This is a genomic window from Variovorax sp. UC74_104 (genome assembly GCF_044055375.1).
GTDB lineage: Bacteria > Pseudomonadota > Gammaproteobacteria > Burkholderiales > Burkholderiaceae_C > Variovorax.
Map to the genome: position 1 here is coordinate 322,228 of NZ_CP171979.1, position 19,437 is coordinate 341,664.

The window sequence follows — 19,437 nt, forward strand, 5'->3', positions numbered from 1 at the left end:
GAAGCAGACGTATATCAGAGTGCGCCGGTGTACTCGCCACGTGCCGGGTACTCGTTCTTGATGACGAAATCCAAGGCTTGCACAACCTCGGCAAAGTTCGGTCGAACGAACGGCATTGACTGGACCGAGAGCCAGTACAGAATCTGATCTGGCCGCACGAGGAACAGGCCCGGCTCGGAGAACTTTGCAGGCTCCTCTATCCCGATGGAGGTCTTGCCACGAGACTCCGAAATGTAGAGGCCCCAGGCCCGCGCAACTTCCAAGGAAAGTCCGTACCCGAAGTCAAGCTGCGCACCGTCACCTTGATTTTCGAGACGTCGTTGTTGAGGGCCGTGAAATCCTGCTCCGACACCAGTGTTGTCCCTTCATGGAAGTCGGCCTCATTCACGCAGGCGGCGGAGGAATCAGCCCTATCGGAGAGGGGGGCGGGGGCAGAGGATGGCGCCAGCATCGAGGCCAGGGCGGGAGCAGGTGCTGACGGCGGTTTGTTCGGCAGATTGGACTGCGCGCTCTCCCCTCCGTGGCTGCCACCTCCGGCACAGGCCGCCAGAGCTATGAGGACCACGGCAGCGGCATGGATCCTGGATTCTCCGAGCTTCGTATCAACCAATTGATTTCTCCCGCCTCCGGCTGCGCGAGGTGGCTGCTTGGCCTGTGCAAGCGGATCGTCTTCTCTTGACTCATATGCCGCCAACCCACTCTGGCGGGCAGACGTTCCGCTTACACAGGGCCGAGCGCTACTTCGGCGTGTACGTGATCTGCTTGACGACGAGAGTGCCGACTGTGTGTAAGCCGTCAATTAACCACGCCCTTGTTCAGGGAGCAATGAGCTGTGAGGCTACGTGCCCATGTATAGCAACATGGACACGTAGACATGACAGAGCAGTACGCAGAGTTGAGAGGCCGGTTGGTTGTGGGGCGCAAGAGTGACGGTCGCGGCGTCTACGACGAATCCGCCAAGAGGGAGTTGATCGTTGCCTGTCTCAAGCAGGGAGTGTCGGTGGCACGCATGGCGATGGAGCACGGTGTCAACACGAACCTGCTGAGGACCTGGATCGCGGCTTACCAGAGGCGAAGCGCCCAAGTGTCGGCGGGCGACATCGCGCGAACGCAAGATGCGGCATTCGTTGCCGTACACGTGGAGGGCGAACAGGATCCGCCGCAGCGCGAGCGTGCGGTGGCTGTGCCCGCGGTAGCCCACACACCTGCCACGGCCGTGGCGGTGATCCCGGATGAGAGCCCCTTGGCGACACCGACTCCGATGGTCGGTTTGCAGGTGCGGCTGCCCAACGGTGTGCAGCTCGATCTCGGCGAGACGAGCTTGCAGGAATTGCCGACGCTGGTGCAGATGTTGAGCCGATTGCCATGTTCCGCTTCGACGAAGGGCTGAAGGTCTACCTGCATCGCGAGCCGGTGGACTTCCGGCTGAGCATCAACGGCCTGGCGGTGCTGGTGGAGCAGGCGCTGGGCCTGGATCCGTTCGCATCGTGCGCCTACGTGTTCAGCAACCGCAGGCGCGACCGGGTGAAGATCCTGGGTTGGGAGCGCAACGGCTTCTGGCTGTTGCTCAAGCGGCTGGAGAAGGACAGGTTCATCTGGCCCTCGGCCGAGGCGGTTCCGGCGCTGACGGCCGAGCAACTGCACTGGTTGCTGGAAGGCATCGACATCGCGGTGGTGCAACGCCACCCCCATCTGCGCTATTGCAGCGTGGCCTGACGGAACAATGCTGGGGCACGCCGATCCAAGCTGGCGTGTCCACGCCTGCCACCATCACCGCTGAAGAACTCGCTGGCCTCATCGCCGAGCGCGATGCGCTGGCCGGCGCGCTTCGTATTGCGACCACCGAACGGGACTTGGCGCTCGAACGGTTGAGGTCGCTGCAGCGCCAGCTGTTCGCCGCCAAGAGCGAAGCGCGCGGCACCGAGCAGAAGGATCTGTTCCTCAACGAGGCCGAAGCACTCGCGCCCACTGATCAGGCACCGCAGGCCGAGACTGACGAAGAGGAATCGACACCGGTCGCCGGGCATCAGCGCAAAAAGCGCGGACGCAAGCCGCTGGACCCCGCGCTGCCGCGCGAGATCGTGCGCCACGAGCTGCCCGAGGCCCAGCGCGTGTGCGCACACGACGGACACGCGCTGGTGGAGATCGGCTCCGAGATCAGCGAGCAGATGGATGTCATTCCCGAACAGGTGCGCGTGCTGCAGCACCACCGCATCAAGTACGCATGTCCCTGCTGCGATCAGAGCCTGAAGGTCGCACCGGCGCCGGCGCGCATCATCCCTCGCGGGCTGCTCACCGAGCAGGCCCAAGCCTGGGTCATCACCGGCAAGTATCAGTTCGGCATGCCGCTGTACCGCACGGCCGCGCTGCTGCGCCGCTTCGGTGGCGACATCGTGAGCAACACCCTGGCCTCTGGCGTCGTGCGCATCGGCCGGGCTGTGCAGCCCGTCATCAACCTGCTGCGCGATCACCTGCTCGACTCGGACCTGATCTACGGTGACGAGACCACGGTCCAGGTGCTCAAGGAGCCCGGAAGGAAAGCCCAGACGAAGAGCTACATGTGGGCGCAGATGAATGGCACGGGTCCACCGGTACGGCTGTTCGCCTATGCGCCGGGGCGCGGCGCCGTGCACGCCGAGAAACTGTATGCCGGCATCCGCCCCGGCACCACGCTCATCACCGACGGCTACGAGGTCTACAACGGCATCGCGAAGGCCGGTGGCCTCACGCATCTTGGATGCTGGGTTCACGCGCGCCGACCGCTGATCAAGGCCGAGGAGGCCATCCCGAAGGCAGCTCGTTCGCTCGACCAGCTCGCGACCCGGTTCGTGCGGCTCATTGGCAAGCTGTACCGCGCGGAGGCACTGGCCAAGGACTGGACGCCCGCGCGTCGGCTGCGGCTGCGTTCGCGCTACAGCGCCGCCGTTGTGCGCAACATCGAGCGGTTGCTGCTCACGCACCTGCACAGCGTTGCGCCGTCGAGCCTGCTGGGCGAAGCACTGCACTACCTGCATGGGCAGTGGCCCAAGCTCGTGCGGTTCCTGGACAACGGAACCTGGCCGCTGGACTCCAACCCGGTGGAGAACGCGATCCGGCCCTTCGTCGTTGGAAGACGAAGCTGGTTGTTCGCCGACACCGTGGGCGGCGCGAACGCCAGTGCCAACCTGTACTCGCTGATCGAGACGGCCAAGGCCAACAACGTCGAGCCCTACCGCTACCTCGTCGCGCTGTTCAAGAAGCTGCCGCTGGCACAGACCGTCGACGACTACGAGGCGCTGTTGCCCTGGAACATCGAGCTCGGCTCGCCGTAGACCACCCCGTGCACGTCGATTCCGACACCGCGCGCAAGGGCGTGGTTTATTGACGGCTTACGACTGTGTCACCTTCGTGAGTGACCATCTTCAGCAACTGACCGCGATTGGGACCTTCGGCAGCGATCCAGTTGTCCTGCCATTGAGTCACGTCCGATCCGTTGGGCTGCCGGATCCGCGCCACGCTCGAGAACTTGCAGGCATTGATGGCCCCCATGGCCGTCGCCAGGGACTCGCGTCCGACGTAGGTCCTTGTCCCCGAGATGGGCTGCTCGGTGCGGATCTCGCCGTTTTCACCCGAGATGCCCACGATCACGTAGTTCTGCCCCGGGGTCATGGTGGGAGTTTCAACGGCCGGTTGGTTGAGGGTGTAGCCGAACTTCGGATCGGCACCGTCGCCTCCGTTGCGCGAACCGTATGCACAATGCCCAGCCCGGCAATCTCGCCCCTCACGGCTTGCCCTGGTCGTATTGCAGTGAGACCCGTGCAAGATCCTGTTGTGACCCACTGCCCCTTGCGCAGCGGGACGCCACGCTCGGCGCAATGGCGCGCGAGCCAAGCTAGCAGGCGCCACATGTCCTGAGCAGGATTCCCACCAACAGTGTCAACTGTCATCTGTTCGTCAACAAAAAGCCGCGCCTGCGTTTGTCGCAGGTCGAAGTCGGCCGCGACTGCCGGCAGGGGCGGGCCAAGCACGAGCGCCCGATGCGATTGCAGGTCTGCCAGCTTGGCGAACTGTGTTGCACCAACGCCTTCCGAAAGTCGCGTTGCCACCGATTCCATCGCGATGCAGGATGCATCGAGTGAAAGCGCGAATTCCCGCGCCGAAGGCAGGTCGCGCGCACTGTCGAGGTCCACGCCCAGCCGCACGGCCACCTCTACCTCGACAAGCGGCGCCGATTCCGCGAGTTCGCTGCCACCGGGCAGGATCCAGTCCTTCGGGATGGGGGCCGTGTGCGGTTCGCCCGACGCGTCGGGGGCGCCGACTTTCCAGCCGCCGATCTCCAGGCCGAGGGCGGCGAGCAGTCGGTCCTGTACTTCGTAGGCCTGCCCAGCCAAGGTCAATTCCCAGCTTGCACTTGAGGTGACGGTCTGTTGGCGAAGGGCGTTGGCCAGACTGTCGGCAATGGAGGTGAGTGAGTTCACTGCGTTGAGCCCGGCAGCTGTGCCAACGGGTAGGAATTGGATGAAAAGAGTTCGGCCGCCACAGACAACAAGCGGGCATCATCGCCACGCGCTCCCACAATTTGGGCCGACACAGGCAATCCATCGACCAAGGCGCAGGGCACGCTGATTGCGCACAGGCCTAGTGCGTTGACGAAGGGCGTAAACACCGCATCTGATCGCGCACCGGCGGCCTGCCCCTCGATGACGGCCGGGAACGGCTCCTCAAGGGGCCAAGCCCGCGCGGATGTGGCCGGCGTGAGGATGAAGTCGAACTCGGCCAGAAGCGTATCAAGCCTGCGGCGCAGACCTTCGATGGCGTCACGGAGCTTGCGCAACGCCGAGTGCTCAAGGCCGCACCCGGCTGCGTAAACTTCGCGGGTGTGAGGCTCGCACGCGGCGAGGCCCGCTGTCGCGTCACCGGTCCCAAGAAGGTCGGGCCACTGGCTCGCGTTCTCAAGAAGATGGGCGAGCCCCAGCGCAGATAGCCGAGGCCACAACGCGTGCACAGGTTCGGCCCATGACGCATCCGTGCCTTCTGTGACGCGATGTCCTCTTACCATCGCATGGCGGGCAAACGCGCGCACGCCTCCAACGATGCGGCTGTCCACCGGGCGCGTCCCCATTTGCGTAAGGAGCAGGATCCGGGTCTCTTGCGCGGCAGGCTTGGCGAGCGGAGCGCCTGCCAAAACATCGAGAAGCGCCCGCAGGTCCGGCAGACTACGCGCCAGGCACCCGACGACCTCGTGGCCCTCGAACAGATCCGGAAGCCCACCTTCGCGTGGTACGAGGCCTTCCGAAGGCTTGTAGCCCAGGACGCCGCAATAGGCCGCCGGGCGCCGGATGGAGCCGCCACCATCGGTGGCGATGGCCAGCGGCGCATAGCCCGCCGCGACTGATGCGGCCGCACCACCAGACGACCCGCCGGGCGACAGGCGCAGGTCTCGCGGGTTGCGAGTGACGCCGCCCAGCCGGCTTGCGGTGAAGCCTTGCAGCGCAAACTCTGGCAATTGCGTCTTGCCCAGGATCACGCCTCCAGCCTCCCGCACGCGGCGCACCGGCAGTTCGTCCTGCGGCTGGGCCTCAGGCCGGGTGAGCAAGCTGCCCCAGCGTGTGGGCAATCCGCGCGCATGAAGATTGTCCTTCAGTGTGAGAGGCACGCCGTCGAGATCACCCAGCGCCACGCCTGCCTGCCACCGCGCCGCGCTCTCGGTTGCAGCATGAAGTGCACCTGGCGCGTCCACGCACACCATGGCGTGCAGCTCGGGTTCGCACCGAGCGACCCGCTCGAGGCAGGCCTTCGCTGCATCCAGCGGTGTGAAGCGGGAGGCGCGGTAGCCCGCGACCAGGTCAAACGCCGAGAGCCGCCATAGCGGCCCGGGCGTCGTGTCATCCATGTCGGATCACAGGGGAAGATCGCCCGCCGGCTTGCCCAGCCACTTGACCGAAAGTTTGTCGAGTTCACCGCTCTGGCGCGCATAGGCGAGGATCTCGTTGATTTTCAGGCGCAGCTTGTCTTCACCCTTGGCCACGCCAACGAAGTTTGGGGAGTCCTTCAGACCGAACTTGTATTCAGTCCCCAGTTGCGGGTTGCGCGCCATGATCGTGCTGGCGGTCGCGATGCTGGTGGCGATCACTTGCGTTTGGCCCGACACGTAGGCCGTCACGGTGCCCGCGTTGTCCTCGAAGCGGCGCACCTCGGCACCGGTGGGTGCGACCTTGGTCAGTTCCTGGTCATCGACCGAGCCGCGGGTAACCGCGATGGTCTTGCCGGCAATGTCTGCCGGCGCCCTGACTGAGAGCGACTTGGGCGCGAACACGCCGATGAAGAAAGGCGAATAGGCCGAGGTGAAGTCGATCACCTTTTCGCGTTCCGGATTCTTGCCCAGCGTGGAGATGACGAGATCGGCCTTCTTGGTCTGCAGATAGGCAATGCGGTTGGCCGTGGTCACCGGCACCAGTTCCGCTTTCACCCCCAGCTTGTCGGCGATGTAGTTGGCGATGTCGATGTCCAGGCCGCGGGGCGCCATGTCCGCGCCCACCGAGCCATAGGGCGGGAAGTCAGTGGGGATCGCGATCTTGATCTGCCGCGACTTCAGCACCTCGTCGAGCGCGTTCTGGGCGTGCACGAGCGAGACAGTGACCGTCGAGGTGAGGAATGCGGCCGCTACGAGAGCGGCGCGGCGGGTGGTGCGCGTGCAGGAGGTCATAGGAGCTTTCCTAGGTAGGTGCCGGAGCGGGAGGATTGGCGAGCCGCTCGCGCTGGCGAGCGGCGGGACACGGGCACGGATTTCGATTCCACCATTGCGACGTCCGCAGGCTTTGCGCCCGCATCGGTGATGGGCTCGAGCGCCTGTCGCAGTTGGTCCAACGGATTGTCGGCGACGACCGGCACATGCAGTTTGCTTTCCCAGCTGCGCAAGTGCCGCGCCATGCGCTTCTCGGCAAGGGCAAGGTTGCCGTCTTCCAGTGCCTCGACGATCTGCGCATGCTCGGCGCACGAACGCAGCGCCTCGCGCGGGGATTGGTGGCGCATCGCCACCAGCATGGTCCGCGCCGTGAGATCGCGCAGCGTGTCCGAGATGAGAGGGTTGCCCAGACATTCGGCAACACAGATGTGGAAGTCGCCGAGCAGAAAGCTGCGCAGCCCAGCGTCGTCATCCTGGATTGCACGTTCCTGGCGCTGCACGTGTTCACGAAGTCGGCGCGCCGTTGCGGGCGGCACCTCGCGAACGTGGCGCAGTACGGCAGTCTCGATTACTTCGCGGGCTTGGAACGCGAGACGGGCTTCCTCCGGCGTGAGTTCAACCACGTACCAGCCGCGCCTTGGGCTCGAAGCCACGAGGCCGCGCACCGCCAGCTCCGTCAGGGCCTCACGGACGATGGTCCGGCTGCAATCGAACAGCATTGCGAGAGGCTGCTCGCCAATGCGGTCGCCTGCCGCGAGCTTCCCGGCCCGGATGGAGTCGAGAATGCGCTGCGCGATCTGCGAAGAGGTGCCCATGCCGTGTGGTGAGCAGGGAACGTGCCAGCTTGAATTCCAGCAGTGGTTTATCTGGTATGCCAGATTGATCGAATCTTGTGATCCAAATTGGGGCCAAAGTTACTTTGCGGTGCGCGGCTGCCCACGAGCGGTGCGGAGAAGGTCTGGGGCCCCGGAGGGGCGTTGGGCGGTAGAACCGCCTTTGGTAGTTCGTCGGGCCGGGGGAATGCAGCGATGGCTTTCGTCCCGCTGCTCACGATCAAACGTCCGGTCCAGCGGAGGGCCCCCGGCGCTCTCAGGCCGGTCGAATGACCGTGCCGCACATTGGTGTCGTAGCGCACCGCACTCTGCTGCACCGCCTGCAATTGGCGCACGTTCACTGCGTCGGTGGCCTGCGTGCCGCCGGCCACGTTGGTAAGGCATGTACACCTTCCCCGAGGTAATAACAGAAATCGTGGTCGAAAGCGCGTCCAGAGAGCCAAGTGTGCTGGCTCAGGAACTGCCCACGCAATTCTTAGATGGCGTTGCTGAGTCAGTTCTTGCGCTTCCGGCGAATGCAACGGCTGTCCTGCTCTCCCGTGCTCTGGTTGATAACAAAGATTCGAGGGAGGCTGAGCGCCCCCCGCTGCGCGTGTCGCACGCGCTGGGTGACCAGACGCATACCGGTCTCTCTCTCCGTGACGATGACGTCGAAGGCAGGAGGCGTCCCATGCTCACCCATAAGGACCTTTTCCACCGTGGAGCGCTGCGTCTCAAAATTCAGATTGGCGGCGAGAGCTGCTTCAATGCCCAAAGAAATCAGTGGGCTCATGTCGCAAATCAAGACGCGCACTTGTTGCGTTCCGTCAGGGCAATTTGTCATCATCCAGTCCTTGGGATCGGGTTCTCACCATGAATGGCGTGTCGTGAGGGTGACGCCTTCTGCGCCAGAGATTCCGTGCATTGCGGCGTGTCGCTCCGTGCAGCGCAGCGCAACGCATCGGTCAAATCCATAGCGATCCTGGCGGAGGAAATTTGTGGCTCCTTCAACATGTTTCAGGCCGAGGAAGCGGTTGACCGAGCCGCTGCATGCGATGGTCGATAGCCGGCCATCGCATGCCCTGCGTCTCCCGTTCACTAGCGGAGCGGACTTCCGAGTTCAGAATGAAGGCGGCCTCTTGTATCTTTATGGCTCGGACCGGCTCGGGTAGCCCGAGCGGCCTCTGGGATGCTTGAAGCCCGCCTCTGAGCACTGGGCGCCCGAGCCGGACCGTCCTTCTCTACAGCCCGAACGGTTGTAGGAACTTGAAGTTCGCATAGACAAGGATGGGAGTGAGAGGACGTGTCCGACTCTGTTTTTATCGGCATCGACGTTTCCAGTCAGACGCTGGAGATCGCCAGCAGCGACCAGGCCAAGACCTGGCGGGTCGCCAACGACACCAGCGGCATCGAGCAACTGGTCAGCCAGGCATCGGCCTTGGCGCCCGCATTGACAGTGCTCGAGGCCACTGGCGGCTATGAATTCGAGGCGGCCTGCGCGCTTCAGGCCGCAGGCTTGGCGGTGGCCGTGGTCAATCCGCGCACAGCGCGTGACTTTGCTCGCGCCATGGGCGCATTGGCAAAGACCGACGCCCTGGATGCGCGCATGCTTGCGGCCTTCGCCCGCGTGCTGCACCAGCATCCCGAGCGCGAGCGTTTCGTCAAGCCGATGGCGGATGCCGAACTGCAGCAGCTCCAAGCCCTGGTGCTGCGGCGGCGCCAGTTGGTGCAGATGCTGACCTCAGAGCGACAACGCCTGCGCCTAGCGCATGCGGCCGCGCGCCCAAGCATCGAGCGCGTGATCGAGTTCCTCAAGAAGGAGCAGGGAGACAGCGAAGTCGAGGTGGCTGCACATGTCCAGCGCCATCACGCTCAACTGGCGCAGGCGCTGGCCAGCGTGCCGGGTATCGGCGCGGCCAGCGTGGCCGTGCTGCTGGCCGAGCTGCCCGAACTCAGCAAACTCGACCGGCGCCGCATCGCAGCACTCGTGGGCGTGGCACCCTTGAACCACGACTCCGGCCAGATGCGTGGTCAACGCTCCATCTGGGGTGGGCGAGCCGATGTGCGGCGAACCCTATACATGGCCACCCTCACAGCGGTGCGGTACAACCCAGCCCTCAAGGCCTGCTACGACCGCCTGCTGGCTGTTGGCAAGCGCAAGAAAGTCGCTCTGGTCGCTTGCATGCGCAAGCTGCTGACCATGCTCAATGCCATCGCAAAGCATGGCTCTACTTGGGACTCGACTATGCATATCGCTTGACTGCCAAGACGGTTGCTCAGGGGCGGCCTTTGCTTTTGACAAGTCAATCCTTTCTGAACGCGCGAGCCGCCTCAGCCGTATCAAGGGCCTCCCGCAACAGCTTGATTCGACCGTCCTGTGCGATCAGAACCCCTGCGTAGACTTGCCGGTAGATCTTGCCGGTGTCCGGAACCGGTGCCTCGACCCTGTACTCGGCAAACACTCGATCGGGCGTCTGGATCCAGAACGTAGGCTTTTGAAAAGCGAAGTCTGGAACTTTCTTCAGTAGCCCCGTCAGCAAATCGGCAACCGCGGCCGGCCCCTGGGCTCGCGCATTGACGGTTGGCAGTTCCAGGATGCCGTCTTGCGCAAAGAGTGCCCCGGCTGCCTCGGGATTCGAGACGCTGTTCAGATAGGCATTGAGGAGATCGGTTGCGGTGGTCAGTTTGGTCATTTGCAATTCCTTGGATGCGTGGGCGGGTCAGACTTGGGCCATGCCGCCATCGACGAACAGCTCGATGCCGTTGACGAAGCTCGCGGCATCGGACGCTAGGAAGGCGACGGCCTTGCCGATCTCGCCGGGCTCGCCCAGGCGGCCTAGCGGCACCTGCGATGCCAGGTGGTCGAAGAGCCCCTGGCGCGCCTCCTCGGGCACGAGGTCGCCCAGGCCGGGCGTGCGGATCGGGCCAGGGCTCACGGCGTTCACGCGGATGCCGCGGTCTTTGAGATCCAGGGCCCAGGAGCGCGCGAAGTTGCGCACCGCCGCCTTGCTCGCGCTATAGACGCTGAAGCTGGCCGTGCCCTGGATGGACGTGGTGGAGGAGGTAAGGATCACCGAGGCCCCGTTGCTCAGCAGGGGCAGCGCCTTCTGCACCGTGAACAGCACGCCGCGCACGTTGGTGCCGAAGATACGGTCGAAGTGCTCTTCGGTGATCGCGCCCAGCGGCATCATGTCGCCGCCGCCAGCGTTGGCGAATAGGATGTCCAGCCGGCCGGCCGCCTTCGCGATGTGCGCGTAGACGGCATCAAGGTCCGACAGCACCGATGCGTCGGCGCGCAGCGCCGTGGCGGAAGAGCCGATCTGTGCGACCGCCGCGTCTAGCTCCTGCTGGCGACGGCCGGTGATGAAGACGCGCGCGCCCTGCGCCGCGAGTTCCTTCGCGGCACCCAGGCCGATGCCGCTGCTGCCGCCGGTGACCAAGGCGATCTTGCCTTCGAGTTGCTTGTTCATGGTGTGCTCCGTTTCGTGAATGGATGAGGATGGATCGATGCCTCTCGAAGGTCCCGCTGCACTTCTGCAGCGGCGCTTCGCTTGGGGCATGGAGGAAATGTAGGTTTCGCTCATTGAATGAAAAAGCGAACTGAATGGAATGACTATCCATGTGTATGGATAATCAAGGGCTTGTTCTGCAGCAAGGAATGCCCATGGACCAACTGCTGGCGATGCGCGCCTTCGCCCGCGTGGTGGAAGCCGGCGGATTCACCCGCGCGGCCGATTCGCTCGACATGCCCATCGCCACGGTGAGCAAGCTGGTGCGCGAGCTGGAGGCCCATCTCGGGGTGTCGCTGCTGCAGCGCACGACCCGGCGCGTGACGGTGACGCCGGAAGGCCAGGACTACCACGCCAAGTGCACGCGCATCCTGCGCGATCTGGAAGACATCGATGCCTCGTTCAATCTCGCGCGCGGCAGGCCGCGCGGGCATCTGCGCATCGACGTCGGCGGCTCCACCGCGCGCGACGTGCTCATTCCGCTGCTGCCGGACTTCGTGGCGCGCTACCCCGACATCCGCATCGACCTGGGCGTGTCCGACCGTCCGGTGGACCTGATCGGCGACAACGTCGACTGCGTGATACGCGGCGGTCCGCTGGAAAGCTCGTCGCTGGTGAGCCGCCGCGTGGGCGAGGCGGTGATGATCACTTGCGCCACGCCCGGCTATCTCAAGCACTACGGCACGCCTGCCTACCCCGACGAGTTGAAGAACGGCCACCGGCTGGTGAGCTACGTGTCCAGCCAGACGGGCCGGGCCACGCCGTTTCGATTCGAGCGGGGCGATGAGAAGACCGAGATCAAGGTCGAGCATCGCATCGGCGTCAACGAGAGCAACGCACATCTGGCCGCGTGCGTGGCAGGTTTGGGGATCGTCCAGACCTTTGCCTACGCGACCGCATCGGCGCTGCGCGACGGCTCGCTGGTGGAAATCCTGAAGGCTTGGCGGCCCGCGCCTTATCCGTTCCACGTCGTCTATCCGCAAAACCGGCATGTCACCCATCGGCTGCGGGTCTTCATCGATTGGGTGGTCGAGGTCTTCCCTGGGCGACTCAATGAAGGCAAGTTTCCTACGAAGACAGCATCTTCCTACGCGAGGCCGCGTACACGGCACGCAGGGCGAACTGGCTAGTTCCTGGGGCGCTCCTCTTTAAGAGGCCCAAGCAGGCGCCTTCTCGGTTCTGCCCTTGGTCAGCACATGCGCGGGGTGGTTGCCATGGTCGTGCGACGCGGTGCCAGTACTCAGGCGGCTCCCTCGCGGGGCGCGGAGAGGAGCTGAAGCTTCCAGCCCAATCCCGTTGCCACTCGGAGACGATCGCCAGCCAGGTCATGGGGTTGGCCCCCGCGCGGATCATCCTGAGGACTGACATTTCGTGCGCTTCGCGGCTCACGCCGCCCGAGGCGTCGGTGCCCGTAGCTCGGACAGCAACTCTCTGAAGCCTTCTTCCTCTATGGGAGATTCCGCGCCGTAGGTGACTGGCTGCGAATCGACGGTTTGGGCCTGGTCCCATACGACCCGCTGAATGAAGAATTTCCTGCCCCGGACCAAGACGCAGACGGCTTAAATGACGGGTAACGGAATCTGATGACTCCTGACTCGCAGGGAATCTCGGCGATGTTGAGGTCAGCTTCGATGGTCATGCTGTTGGCTTCGACCGGCAAATTTGCAAGCGGTCGCGAACGTCCGGTCCGGGCCGCATGTGCTGGCTCGGCGACGGCCGGTTCTGGCCGTCAGCAGGCTTGCAGCTAGAGGCACATAAACAGAAGAAGGCTCTTGCCCTGGCCTATCGCCTGCCGAGCGAATCCGCTCATCGCCGCGACGATCGGTTCGATGCCAGGGCCGTCAGCGCCCATATGCGCCAACTCTTCATGCTTGGCCCAGGACGTTGCGACTTCCAGGGCGGCGCCAGGCTGCAATGCAGCAAGCCGATGCACGAAATCCTGCGGAAATTCAAACACCCATCGCTCGTGCGTATGCGCAAGGAGGTACTTCTCACCCTCAAAATCCGCCTCGGTCGTCCCGCCAAGAGCGGACCAAAGTCCGGCCAAGGCCATGTTGTCCAAAGAGTTGAACTGCAAACGAGGCCAGCCACCTGAAGGAGTGGAAAGAATTTCAGGAGCATCGTCGGTCGAGGCAATCAGGATGTCTGTAAGCATGCTTGATAGATCTTGAGCGTCGTAGTCATACGACCGGTCATGGCCGAGGCTGTGTGAAAGCGTGTGAAGTTCGTATTCTCGTGGGTGGTCAACGCACTTCCTAAGCCTCCATCGTCGACACTGACAATACCGACAGCCAGTATCGACCAGATCGTCCGCGACCTGGACGGATCGCCGCCGTACCCGCCCGACAGGTCCCAGAGCAATGCGGCTGGTAGCAAGAAAAGAAAGATGGCCACTCCCAAGTCAGGACAGCCATCCGCCTCGACTGCCTCACTCCCTGAGCGTGAAGACCACCGAGAGGTACGACACCGGCCCTGCATGGATCGCCTCGATCCCATGCAGCGCCGTGGCATCGAACAGCAGCGTGTCCCCTGCCCTCACTTCCACCGCCTTCGCGCCGTAGCGGTAGGTCACCGCCCCGGACAGGAAGTACAGGAACTTGAGCCCCGGATGCTGGAAGGTCACGTATGGCCCCGCCTCCGGCAACAACGTCACGAGGTAAGGCTCCACAAAGAGATTGCCCGACAGGGAGTGTCCCAGCAACTCGTAGCGGTAGCCCGCCACGGCACCGATGCGGTCGACCGCGAGCCCCTGCCCTGCCCGCACATGGCAGAAGTCCGTGCGCCGCGCCTGGTCTCCGAAGAAGCGCGACACAGGCACATGCAACCCCTGCGCGAGCCGCTCCAAGGTCTCCACCGAAGGCGAGACCAGCCCCCGCTCGATGCGCGAGAGCATCGAGGCCGAGATCTCCGACGCCAGCGCCAGTTGGCCCGCAGACCGCCCCGCCGCCATGCGCAGCGCCCTCACCTGCGCGCCGATGCGCGCGGCGGACAGGCTGCGCACGACAGGCGCAGGTCGCCGGGACCGCACACGCGTCACGGAGACCGGCAAACGCAGCGGGCGAGCCGTCGGCAGGGGAGAAGCTGTTTGCTTGCGCATCATTTTCAGGCAGCGACGATGCAGTCCGACTAGTCGCCCATCACAACGACAAAGGAAAAGGTCCGAGGAATGAGTTAAAGATAACGTGGTTTTAATTGTCTCTCGATCGCAGCCTTCTGTCCATGCAGAAGCAAGTTGATCGGAGAGGAAGACCATTGGGGGCAACCACATTCGAGGCCGAGCCCGCCCGAGCCTTCGGCGCAGTGGTAAGAGCGCTTCGAACGGCGGATGGCGTTGGGCAAGAAGCGTTGGCCTATCAAGCAGGCATTGAGCGATCACACATGGGAAAGATTGAACGCGGTGAGCACATGCCGACACTTGCGATGATCTTGCGAATCGCGCATGCCCTCGGCCGCACTGCCGGGGAATTGCTGCTCGAAACCGAAGCTGCGTTGGCCGAACAGAAAGATGCTCACGATGGTTACAAGTAACGGACTCGCAGTCCGTTGGCCATTGGTCCAATCCGCCATACTCGTGGCCGAACTTGAAACCGGCACCTTCAGCTTCCTCATGAAGCGCTACACGAAGGAACTTCGAGCCAAGCCGGCCACCGGATAGCGCGCCCGGGAGATTCTCGACCTTGGCAGTCAGAAGGAACCAATGGATGCGGATTCCCAAGCGGTTCCCCTGACGTTCGGCATACCGAACGTCAGGAGAGAAAGTGAGAGGGGAATACAACGCACCGCCAATGCAGCAGCGATCCGAAAGCTAGGCTGCGCGCAATAGCCCTGAGATGCGGGGTTTCTTAAAGATCAGCAGCGCTGATCAAGTTTCAAGCGATGTGCGCGGGCAACGCCGAACAAGTACGCACAGCCTCCGTCACACTCTTTGGCTGAGTGCCTTTTCGATCTTCTTGTCGGTCTTGTACTGGCCCAACGCGTACACCGCCCATATCGTCGCGGGCAGCCATCCGATCAAGGTGATCTGAAGAATCAGACAGATCACGGCGGCGACCGGCCGACCGATTGTGAAGAACGCCAGCCACGGCAAAATCAAGGCGATCAACAGACGCATCGCTCATCCTTTCTGCTGCGCAAATCTCCAAGCCTGTCCCACGAAGCTCGCTTCGAGCAGCGACGCTACGTTCACGACTGAGGTTACCTGAAGGGAATCGCTTCGCGCCAGACCCCAGCTCATCACGGATCGCTGCTTCAGAGTCTGCCCCGCCAAGGTTGCCGTCCGCTGGATTGAGCGCTCTGGCTGGAACCATTTAGCCCCGCGAATGCTGTAGGAAGTAGCCAATCCGGCCGGTAATTCCGGTGCTTTCGCCGCTTGGCCGCAGCGACAGGGCGAGGCGCGCATGGATCCCGCGCCGTGCCTTCGGCAGCATACGGATGCATCCCCGGGGGGCCAGTCGGCTTTATCCATGCGCTGTGCTCGGCGCGTGGCCCATCAAACGACCGTCTGAATCAAGCGACTCCCACTCGACCTCACAAGGAACAACGCCCTATTCCGGATACGGGCTCGATGTCGATCTCGGACGAGTCCACGACGGCTCCTTCGAAGCGATGTCTTCGACCCATCGCATCGATCCAGAGGCGTTCCAAGAAGGTCGGATGTTGCGGGTGCTGTGAGCGAGCGAGGTCGGTACGAAGCGGCTCGTGCCCGCGGACCTCGCAAGCGGAAGCTGGACCGCCGGGTGCTGCGATCCCGCTGGCTGAATCTCGACCAGCGGCGGCGAAGGGCTGAACTTGAACGGAATGCAGTTGGGCAAGTCCTCGGCGCAAACAGCTCTTGAGAGACATACGTCGCGCCCGATCACAGGATTCAGCGCCGAAGAAAATTGAGCAGCTGCGCCGCGAGTTCCACGGGTTTCTCCTCGGCCATGTGATGCCCGCAATCGAGCGAACCGCCTCGCAGATCGCTGGCCCAGGACGCCCACACGCCGAGCACATCGCCATAGAGCGTTTCCAGGTCATCCTGCTTCGCCCACATGCACAGCATCGGGCATCGAATCTTGCGGCCGCCTCGGCGGTCTTCTTCGTCATGCATGCGATCGATGCCCAGTCCCGCGCGATAGTCTTCCACCATCGCATGCACGGTGTCCGGGTCGTGGATGGCCCGCTGGAAGTCTTCGAACGCTTCGGCGCCCATGTGCTTCGGCGATCCGCCATACCAGGCGTCGGGGTCAGCGAGGATGGCGCGCTCGGGCTTGTCGGGCTGCGCATAGAAGAACCAGTGCCACCACCGTTGCGCAAAGCGGGCGTTGCAGCGCTCCAGCGCCTCGACGATGGGAACCGCGTCCAGCACCACGAGGCGGCTGATCGCATCCGGATGGTCCATGGCAGCCCGGAATGCCACATAGGCACCGCGATCATGGCCCACCACCGCGAAGCGCGAATGCCCGAGCTGCCGCATGAGCTGCACGCAGTCGGCCGCCTTCGCGCGCTTGGACGAGCCCGCGTGGTCCGGCGTATCCGCCGGTTTGGAAGACTCGCCGAAGCCGCGCAGGTCGGGACATACCACCGTGAAGTGCCTCGCCAGCAACGGCGCCACCTGCGCCCAGCTGGCGTGGGTACGCGGGTGCCCATGCAGCAACAACACCGGCGCGCCGGCGCCGCCATGGCGCACATGCAGCGTCGCGTCCTTCAGCACCAGGCGCTCTTCAGTGAAGCCCTCGAACATGGTTCCTCCGTCGAATCGGTCCTTCCCGGCGACGCACGCGGCCGCGCCGCGAATCGTGCAACTACTTCGAAGCGGGCGGACCCGCGGTGTCCTGCGGCGGCGTCGCGGCGCCTCGGGCGGGGACATCGCCGGGTCCTTTTTTCGGCTCGTGCGTCCCATAGGCCAAGAGCAAGCAGCCAACGCTGACCACGGCCGCCGCGAGCAGCGCGGCCATAAGGCGGCGGCCGATGCGCATCTTCGTGTCCCGATGTCTGCGGTGCATTTGGGTTCCTCATTCAGTGCGTCACTCACAAAGCTCCCGCCCGACATTTCCACAAGCCGCACCACGAGAGATCGAGAACGCCTACCCCGAAGGCTCCGTCTTGCGCAGCCCCCGTAGGTTGAGGGCCGCCAGGCAGACCTGCAGCGCGATCAGTGCAAAGGCGCGGCTGTGCCAGCCCCACGCTGTCCACAGCACGTTGCTGAGCAAGAACACCCAGAAGCCCCAGTTTCTGCGCCGCCTCGTATCGGATGCAACCAGCCAAGCCGCGGCGAGTGACGCCAGGAAAGCCGGCCACTGAATCAGATCCAGCATGTCGTCCATGAGATTGTTTTCATCGCAATTTCGGATCGAACGCCAACGACGCCGATCCTCGGATGCCTTCACGCTCGGGAAGGACTTCGCGACAAGGTAGGCAGACTGCACGCCGCAGTTCGTCGGCGGGCCGCTCTCGCAGTTGTAGGAGGAACCGCGAGGCGCGGGCCCGCCCTATGGGCCTGCGGGCGGTCGTCGCCGAAGGCGCCCGCACGGGGTTCGCGAACGACCGCCCCTGTTCCCCACAACCCCCGCCGGGCATCGGCGGAGCCATACGAACAGCCGACGCATGAGGCTCACCTCTCAAGTCCGACGGATGGCCGTGTGGCGCAGAAATCTCCCCGCATTGCGGGCTTGCGATCGACCGAACGCTGGGCCCCTCAGGCCATCGGCCCGGGCGCCTTGAGATACCGCTCGCGAATCGCCTTCGCCGACCAGTAGGTCAGCGCAGCCACCAGCCCGGTCGGGTTGTAGCCCAGTCCCTGCGGAAAGGCCGAAGCGCCTGGCACGAAGACGTTGTGCACGTCCCAGCTCTGCAGGTAGCGGTTGACCGCGCTGGTGCCCGGGTCGACGCCCATGATCGCGCCACCGTTGAGGTGGGTGGTCTGGTAGCCCACGACGTCGAAGTGCTCGCCGAAGTTCTTGACGAGAACCCGCAGGGCCTTCGGGCCCATGGCCTCGGCGATGCGCTGCATCTTCTGCGCCATGAAGCGCGTCATGCGGATGTCGTTGTCCTTCCAGTCGAAGGTCATGCGCAGCAGCGGCTGGCCCCATGCGTCCTTGTAGGTCGGGTCCAGGCTCAGGTAGTTGTCGCGGTAGCTCATGTGCGCGCCATGCGCGTCCATCGAGATGGTGTGGTTGTAGTTCTCGGCCACGGCCTTCTTCCAGCCGCTGCCCCAGGCCGGTGCGCCATCGGGCAGCGAGATGCCGCTGATGGGCTTGGTGCCGGCCTGGTTGACCCACATCGGCGAGCCGCCGACGAAGCCGGCCGGGCCGTGGTCGAAGTTGTCGGCGTTGAAATCGTCGATCGCGACGCCGTTGCCGCCCGCGCCGATGAAGGGATTGGCGTGCACGTCCTTGTCGAAGTAGGCCTTGATGGTCGCCATGTTCTGGTAGGCGAAGTTGCGCCCGACCGTGCCCTTGCCGGTGGCCGGGTCGTACGGCGTACCGATGCCGGACAACAGCATCAGCCGCACGTTGTGGAACTGGAAGGCCGCGATGACGACGATGTCGGCCGGCTGCTCGACCTCGCTGCCCTGCGCGTCGAGATAGGTCACGCCAGTCGCGCTGCGGCGGTCGCCCGAGAGGTTCACCCTGAGCACGTGGGCGTTGGCGCGCAGTTCGAAGTTCGACGCCAGCCGCAGGGCCGGCAGCACGTTGACGTTGGGCGAGGCCTTCGAGTAGTTGTAGCAGACGTAGCCGCTGCAGTAGCCGCAGAAGTTGCACGGCCCCATCTGGCAGCCGTAGGGGTTGGTGTAGGGGCCGGCGGCGTTGGCCGAGGGCAGGTCGTAGGGATGGTGGCCGAGCTTTCGCGCCGCATCGCCGAAGCGCTGCGCCGACACCGTGCGCTTCTGCGGCGGCAGCGGGAAGTCGCTCGACCGGTCTGGTGCGAACGGGTTGCCGCCCTCGCCCACCCGCTTGCCCGCCACCGTCCATGCCGCGCCCGAAGTGCCGAAGACCTTCTCCGCGAAGTCGAAATGCGGCTCCAGTTCCTCGTAGCTGACGCCGAAGTCCTGGATCGCCATTCCCTCGGGAATGAACTTGCGGCCATAGCGTTCCTCGTAGTGGCTGCGCAGCCGCAGCTCGACGGGGTCCACCCGGAAGTGCACGCCCGACCAGTGCAGCCCCGCCCCGCCCACGCCGGTGCCCGGCAGGAAGGCGCCCAGCTGCCGATAGGGCAGCGCCGTGTCGTTCACGCCGTGGCGCACGGTGACCGTCTCGCGCGACACGTCCTGGAAGAGCTTGCGGCGGATGCTGTAGGCCAGCTCGTCCAGCACCTTGGGATAGATGCCGTCGGTGGCGGTGTCGCGCATCGGTCCGCGCTCAAGCGCGACCACGTTCAGGCCGGCCTCGGTCAGCTCCTTGGCCATGATCGCGCCGGTCCAGCCGAAGCCGACGATCACCACGTCGGCCTTCTTCATCGTGCGCGCCGCCAT

Annotated in this window: 20 protein-coding genes and 3 pseudogenes; 6 read left to right on the forward strand and 17 right to left on the reverse strand. The window is 64.3% G+C overall.

Going from position 1 to position 19,437, the window contains the following annotated elements:
* Positions 1–14: 14 nt before the first annotated feature.
* Positions 15–287 (reverse strand): annotated as a pseudogene (locus ACHMXA_RS32165) (AhpC/TSA family protein); the annotation flags it as partial.
* Positions 288–874: 587 nt separating this feature from the next.
* Between ACHMXA_RS32165 and ACHMXA_RS32170 the strand changes: the two are divergent.
* Genes ACHMXA_RS32170 through tnpC form a run of 3 tightly spaced genes read left to right on the forward strand, consistent with a single transcriptional unit; the run spans position 875 to position 3,311 of the window.
* On the forward strand, positions 875–1,390 hold the full coding sequence (locus tag ACHMXA_RS32170) for a transposase (RefSeq protein ID WP_395316601.1): 516 nt from the start codon (positions 875–877) through the stop codon (positions 1,388–1,390).
* Entirely contained in the window at positions 1,366–1,716 is a 351-nt protein-coding gene (tnpB, locus tag ACHMXA_RS32175) for an IS66 family insertion sequence element accessory protein TnpB (RefSeq protein WP_395316602.1), read from the forward strand. The genes ACHMXA_RS32170 and tnpB overlap by 25 nt, the downstream gene beginning before the upstream one ends.
* A 35-nt stretch (positions 1,717–1,751) precedes the next feature.
* Positions 1,752–3,311 carry an IS66 family transposase gene (gene tnpC, locus ACHMXA_RS32180; protein ID WP_395316603.1) on the forward strand — a complete coding sequence of 520 codons (1,560 nt, stop codon included), beginning with the start codon at positions 1,752–1,754 and terminating at the stop codon, positions 3,309–3,311.
* Positions 3,312–3,357: 46 nt separating this feature from the next.
* On the opposite strand, the gene ACHMXA_RS32185 is transcribed toward tnpC, so the two are convergent.
* From ACHMXA_RS32185 to ACHMXA_RS32215, 7 genes and pseudogenes are all read right to left on the reverse strand, one after another.
* Complete coding sequence (locus tag ACHMXA_RS32185) at positions 3,358–3,648, reverse strand: hypothetical protein (protein ID WP_395322468.1); 291 nt, start codon at positions 3,646–3,648, stop codon at positions 3,358–3,360.
* Positions 3,645–4,457: a fumarylacetoacetate hydrolase family protein gene (locus ACHMXA_RS32190; RefSeq protein WP_395322470.1), complete on the reverse strand. Its 813-nt coding sequence runs from the start codon at positions 4,455–4,457 to the stop codon at positions 3,645–3,647. The genes ACHMXA_RS32185 and ACHMXA_RS32190 overlap by 4 nt, the downstream gene beginning before the upstream one ends.
* The gene (locus tag ACHMXA_RS32195) at positions 4,454–5,872 is read right to left on the reverse strand and encodes an amidase (RefSeq protein WP_395322472.1); all 1,419 of its coding nucleotides are present in this window, start codon (positions 5,870–5,872) and stop codon (positions 4,454–4,456) included. Before ACHMXA_RS32195 ends, ACHMXA_RS32190 begins: the two co-directional genes overlap by 4 nt.
* A 6-nt stretch (positions 5,873–5,878) precedes the next feature.
* Positions 5,879–6,685 (reverse strand): transporter substrate-binding domain-containing protein, encoded by an 807-nt coding sequence (locus tag ACHMXA_RS32200; RefSeq protein WP_395322473.1) that lies wholly within the window; start codon positions 6,683–6,685, stop codon positions 5,879–5,881.
* Positions 6,682–7,479, reverse strand: a complete 798-nt coding sequence (locus ACHMXA_RS32205; protein ID WP_395322475.1) for a GntR family transcriptional regulator — start codon at positions 7,477–7,479, stop codon at positions 6,682–6,684. The genes ACHMXA_RS32200 and ACHMXA_RS32205 overlap by 4 nt, the downstream gene beginning before the upstream one ends.
* A gap of 299 nt (positions 7,480–7,778) precedes the next feature.
* Positions 7,779–7,877, reverse strand: a pseudogene (locus ACHMXA_RS32210) (hypothetical protein); the annotation flags it as partial.
* Positions 7,878–7,990: 113 nt separating this feature from the next.
* Positions 7,991–8,269, reverse strand: a complete 279-nt coding sequence (locus tag ACHMXA_RS32215) for a hypothetical protein (RefSeq protein WP_395322477.1) — start codon at positions 8,267–8,269, stop codon at positions 7,991–7,993.
* Between the two features lie 510 nt (positions 8,270–8,779).
* Here ACHMXA_RS32215 and ACHMXA_RS32220 point away from each other — a divergent pair.
* Positions 8,780–9,736, forward strand: coding sequence for an IS110 family transposase (locus tag ACHMXA_RS32220; protein WP_395321598.1), 957 nt, complete (start codon positions 8,780–8,782; stop codon positions 9,734–9,736).
* A gap of 43 nt (positions 9,737–9,779) precedes the next feature.
* Here ACHMXA_RS32220 and ACHMXA_RS32225 read toward each other — a convergent pair whose 3' ends face one another.
* Both ACHMXA_RS32225 and ACHMXA_RS32230 read right to left on the reverse strand, forming a co-directional pair.
* Positions 9,780–10,169: a nuclear transport factor 2 family protein gene (locus ACHMXA_RS32225; protein WP_395322479.1), complete on the reverse strand. Its 390-nt coding sequence runs from the start codon at positions 10,167–10,169 to the stop codon at positions 9,780–9,782.
* 27 nt (positions 10,170–10,196) lie between these two features.
* Positions 10,197–10,946 carry a glucose 1-dehydrogenase gene (locus ACHMXA_RS32230; protein ID WP_176668659.1) on the reverse strand — a complete coding sequence of 250 codons (750 nt, stop codon included), beginning with the start codon at positions 10,944–10,946 and terminating at the stop codon, positions 10,197–10,199.
* A gap of 194 nt (positions 10,947–11,140) precedes the next feature.
* On the opposite strand from ACHMXA_RS32230, the gene ACHMXA_RS32235 reads away from it, so the two are divergent.
* Positions 11,141–12,115, forward strand: coding sequence for a LysR family transcriptional regulator (locus ACHMXA_RS32235; RefSeq protein WP_395322481.1), 975 nt, complete (start codon positions 11,141–11,143; stop codon positions 12,113–12,115).
* A 154-nt stretch (positions 12,116–12,269) separates the two neighbouring features.
* On the opposite strand, the pseudogene ACHMXA_RS32240 reads toward ACHMXA_RS32235, so the two are convergent.
* The 3 genes and pseudogenes from ACHMXA_RS32240 to ACHMXA_RS32250 form a co-directional block, all read right to left on the reverse strand.
* Positions 12,270–12,392, reverse strand: a pseudogene (locus ACHMXA_RS32240) (hydrolase); the annotation flags it as partial.
* 337 nt (positions 12,393–12,729) lie between these two features.
* Entirely contained in the window at positions 12,730–13,140 is a 411-nt protein-coding gene (locus ACHMXA_RS32245; protein ID WP_395322483.1) for a hypothetical protein, read from the reverse strand.
* 273 nt (positions 13,141–13,413) lie between these two features.
* A complete protein-coding gene (locus ACHMXA_RS32250) occupies positions 13,414–13,935 on the reverse strand; it encodes a helix-turn-helix domain-containing protein (RefSeq protein ID WP_395322649.1) in 522 nt (173 codons plus the stop codon).
* 269 nt (positions 13,936–14,204) lie between these two features.
* On the opposite strand from ACHMXA_RS32250, the gene ACHMXA_RS32255 reads away from it, so the two are divergent.
* Positions 14,205–14,513 (forward strand): helix-turn-helix domain-containing protein, encoded by a 309-nt coding sequence (locus ACHMXA_RS32255; protein WP_395322485.1) that lies wholly within the window; start codon positions 14,205–14,207, stop codon positions 14,511–14,513.
* A gap of 388 nt (positions 14,514–14,901) precedes the next feature.
* Here ACHMXA_RS32255 and ACHMXA_RS32260 read toward each other — a convergent pair whose 3' ends face one another.
* The 4 genes from ACHMXA_RS32260 to ACHMXA_RS32275 all read right to left on the reverse strand — a co-directional run bounded on the left by ACHMXA_RS32260 (position 14,902) and on the right by ACHMXA_RS32275 (position 19,437).
* On the reverse strand, positions 14,902–15,096 hold the full coding sequence (locus tag ACHMXA_RS32260; protein WP_176668663.1) for a YqaE/Pmp3 family membrane protein: 195 nt from the start codon (positions 15,094–15,096) through the stop codon (positions 14,902–14,904).
* A 753-nt stretch (positions 15,097–15,849) separates the two neighbouring features.
* A complete protein-coding gene (locus ACHMXA_RS32265) occupies positions 15,850–16,707 on the reverse strand; it encodes an alpha/beta fold hydrolase (RefSeq protein WP_395322651.1) in 858 nt (285 codons plus the stop codon).
* A gap of 343 nt (positions 16,708–17,050) precedes the next feature.
* Positions 17,051–17,290, reverse strand: coding sequence for a hypothetical protein (locus ACHMXA_RS32270; protein WP_395322487.1), 240 nt, complete (start codon positions 17,288–17,290; stop codon positions 17,051–17,053).
* A 371-nt stretch (positions 17,291–17,661) separates the two neighbouring features.
* Positions 17,662–19,437 carry a GMC family oxidoreductase gene (locus ACHMXA_RS32275; RefSeq protein WP_395322489.1) on the reverse strand — a complete coding sequence of 592 codons (1,776 nt, stop codon included), beginning with the start codon at positions 19,435–19,437 and terminating at the stop codon, positions 17,662–17,664.

Excerpts from the sequence above, each read along its gene's own strand:
- ACHMXA_RS32260 (WP_176668663.1), bottom strand. The coding sequence starts at position 15,096 with ATGCGTCTGTTGATCGCCTTGATTTTGCCGTGGCTGGCGTTCTTCACA.
- ACHMXA_RS32215 (WP_395322477.1), bottom strand. The coding sequence starts at position 8,269 with ATGAGCCCACTGATTTCTTTGGGCATTGAAGCAGCTCTCGCCGCCAAT.
- ACHMXA_RS32255 (WP_395322485.1), top strand. The coding sequence starts at position 14,205 with ATGCAGAAGCAAGTTGATCGGAGAGGAAGACCATTGGGGGCAACCACA.
- tnpB (WP_395316602.1), top strand. The coding sequence starts at position 1,366 with ATGTTCCGCTTCGACGAAGGGCTGAAGGTCTACCTGCATCGCGAGCCG.
- ACHMXA_RS32275 (WP_395322489.1), bottom strand. The coding sequence starts at position 19,437 with ATGGCGGCGCGCACGATGAAGAAGGCCGACGTGGTGATCGTCGGCTTC.
- ACHMXA_RS32235 (WP_395322481.1), top strand. The coding sequence starts at position 11,141 with ATGGACCAACTGCTGGCGATGCGCGCCTTCGCCCGCGTGGTGGAAGCC.
- ACHMXA_RS32185 (WP_395322468.1), bottom strand. The coding sequence starts at position 3,648 with ATGACCCCGGGGCAGAACTACGTGATCGTGGGCATCTCGGGTGAAAAC.
- ACHMXA_RS32230 (WP_176668659.1), bottom strand. The coding sequence starts at position 10,946 with ATGAACAAGCAACTCGAAGGCAAGATCGCCTTGGTCACCGGCGGCAGC.
- ACHMXA_RS32245 (WP_395322483.1), bottom strand. The coding sequence starts at position 13,140 with ATGCTTACAGACATCCTGATTGCCTCGACCGACGATGCTCCTGAAATT.
- ACHMXA_RS32205 (WP_395322475.1), bottom strand. The coding sequence starts at position 7,479 with ATGGGCACCTCTTCGCAGATCGCGCAGCGCATTCTCGACTCCATCCGG.
- ACHMXA_RS32225 (WP_395322479.1), bottom strand. The coding sequence starts at position 10,169 with ATGACCAAACTGACCACCGCAACCGATCTCCTCAATGCCTATCTGAAC.
- ACHMXA_RS32200 (WP_395322473.1), bottom strand. The coding sequence starts at position 6,685 with ATGACCTCCTGCACGCGCACCACCCGCCGCGCCGCTCTCGTAGCGGCC.
- ACHMXA_RS32270 (WP_395322487.1), bottom strand. The coding sequence starts at position 17,290 with ATGGACGACATGCTGGATCTGATTCAGTGGCCGGCTTTCCTGGCGTCA.
- ACHMXA_RS32195 (WP_395322472.1), bottom strand. The coding sequence starts at position 5,872 with ATGGATGACACGACGCCCGGGCCGCTATGGCGGCTCTCGGCGTTTGAC.
- ACHMXA_RS32265 (WP_395322651.1), bottom strand. The coding sequence starts at position 16,707 with ATGTTCGAGGGCTTCACTGAAGAGCGCCTGGTGCTGAAGGACGCGACG.
- ACHMXA_RS32250 (WP_395322649.1), bottom strand. The coding sequence starts at position 13,935 with ATGGCGGCGGGGCGGTCTGCGGGCCAACTGGCGCTGGCGTCGGAGATC.
- ACHMXA_RS32170 (WP_395316601.1), top strand. The coding sequence starts at position 875 with ATGACAGAGCAGTACGCAGAGTTGAGAGGCCGGTTGGTTGTGGGGCGC.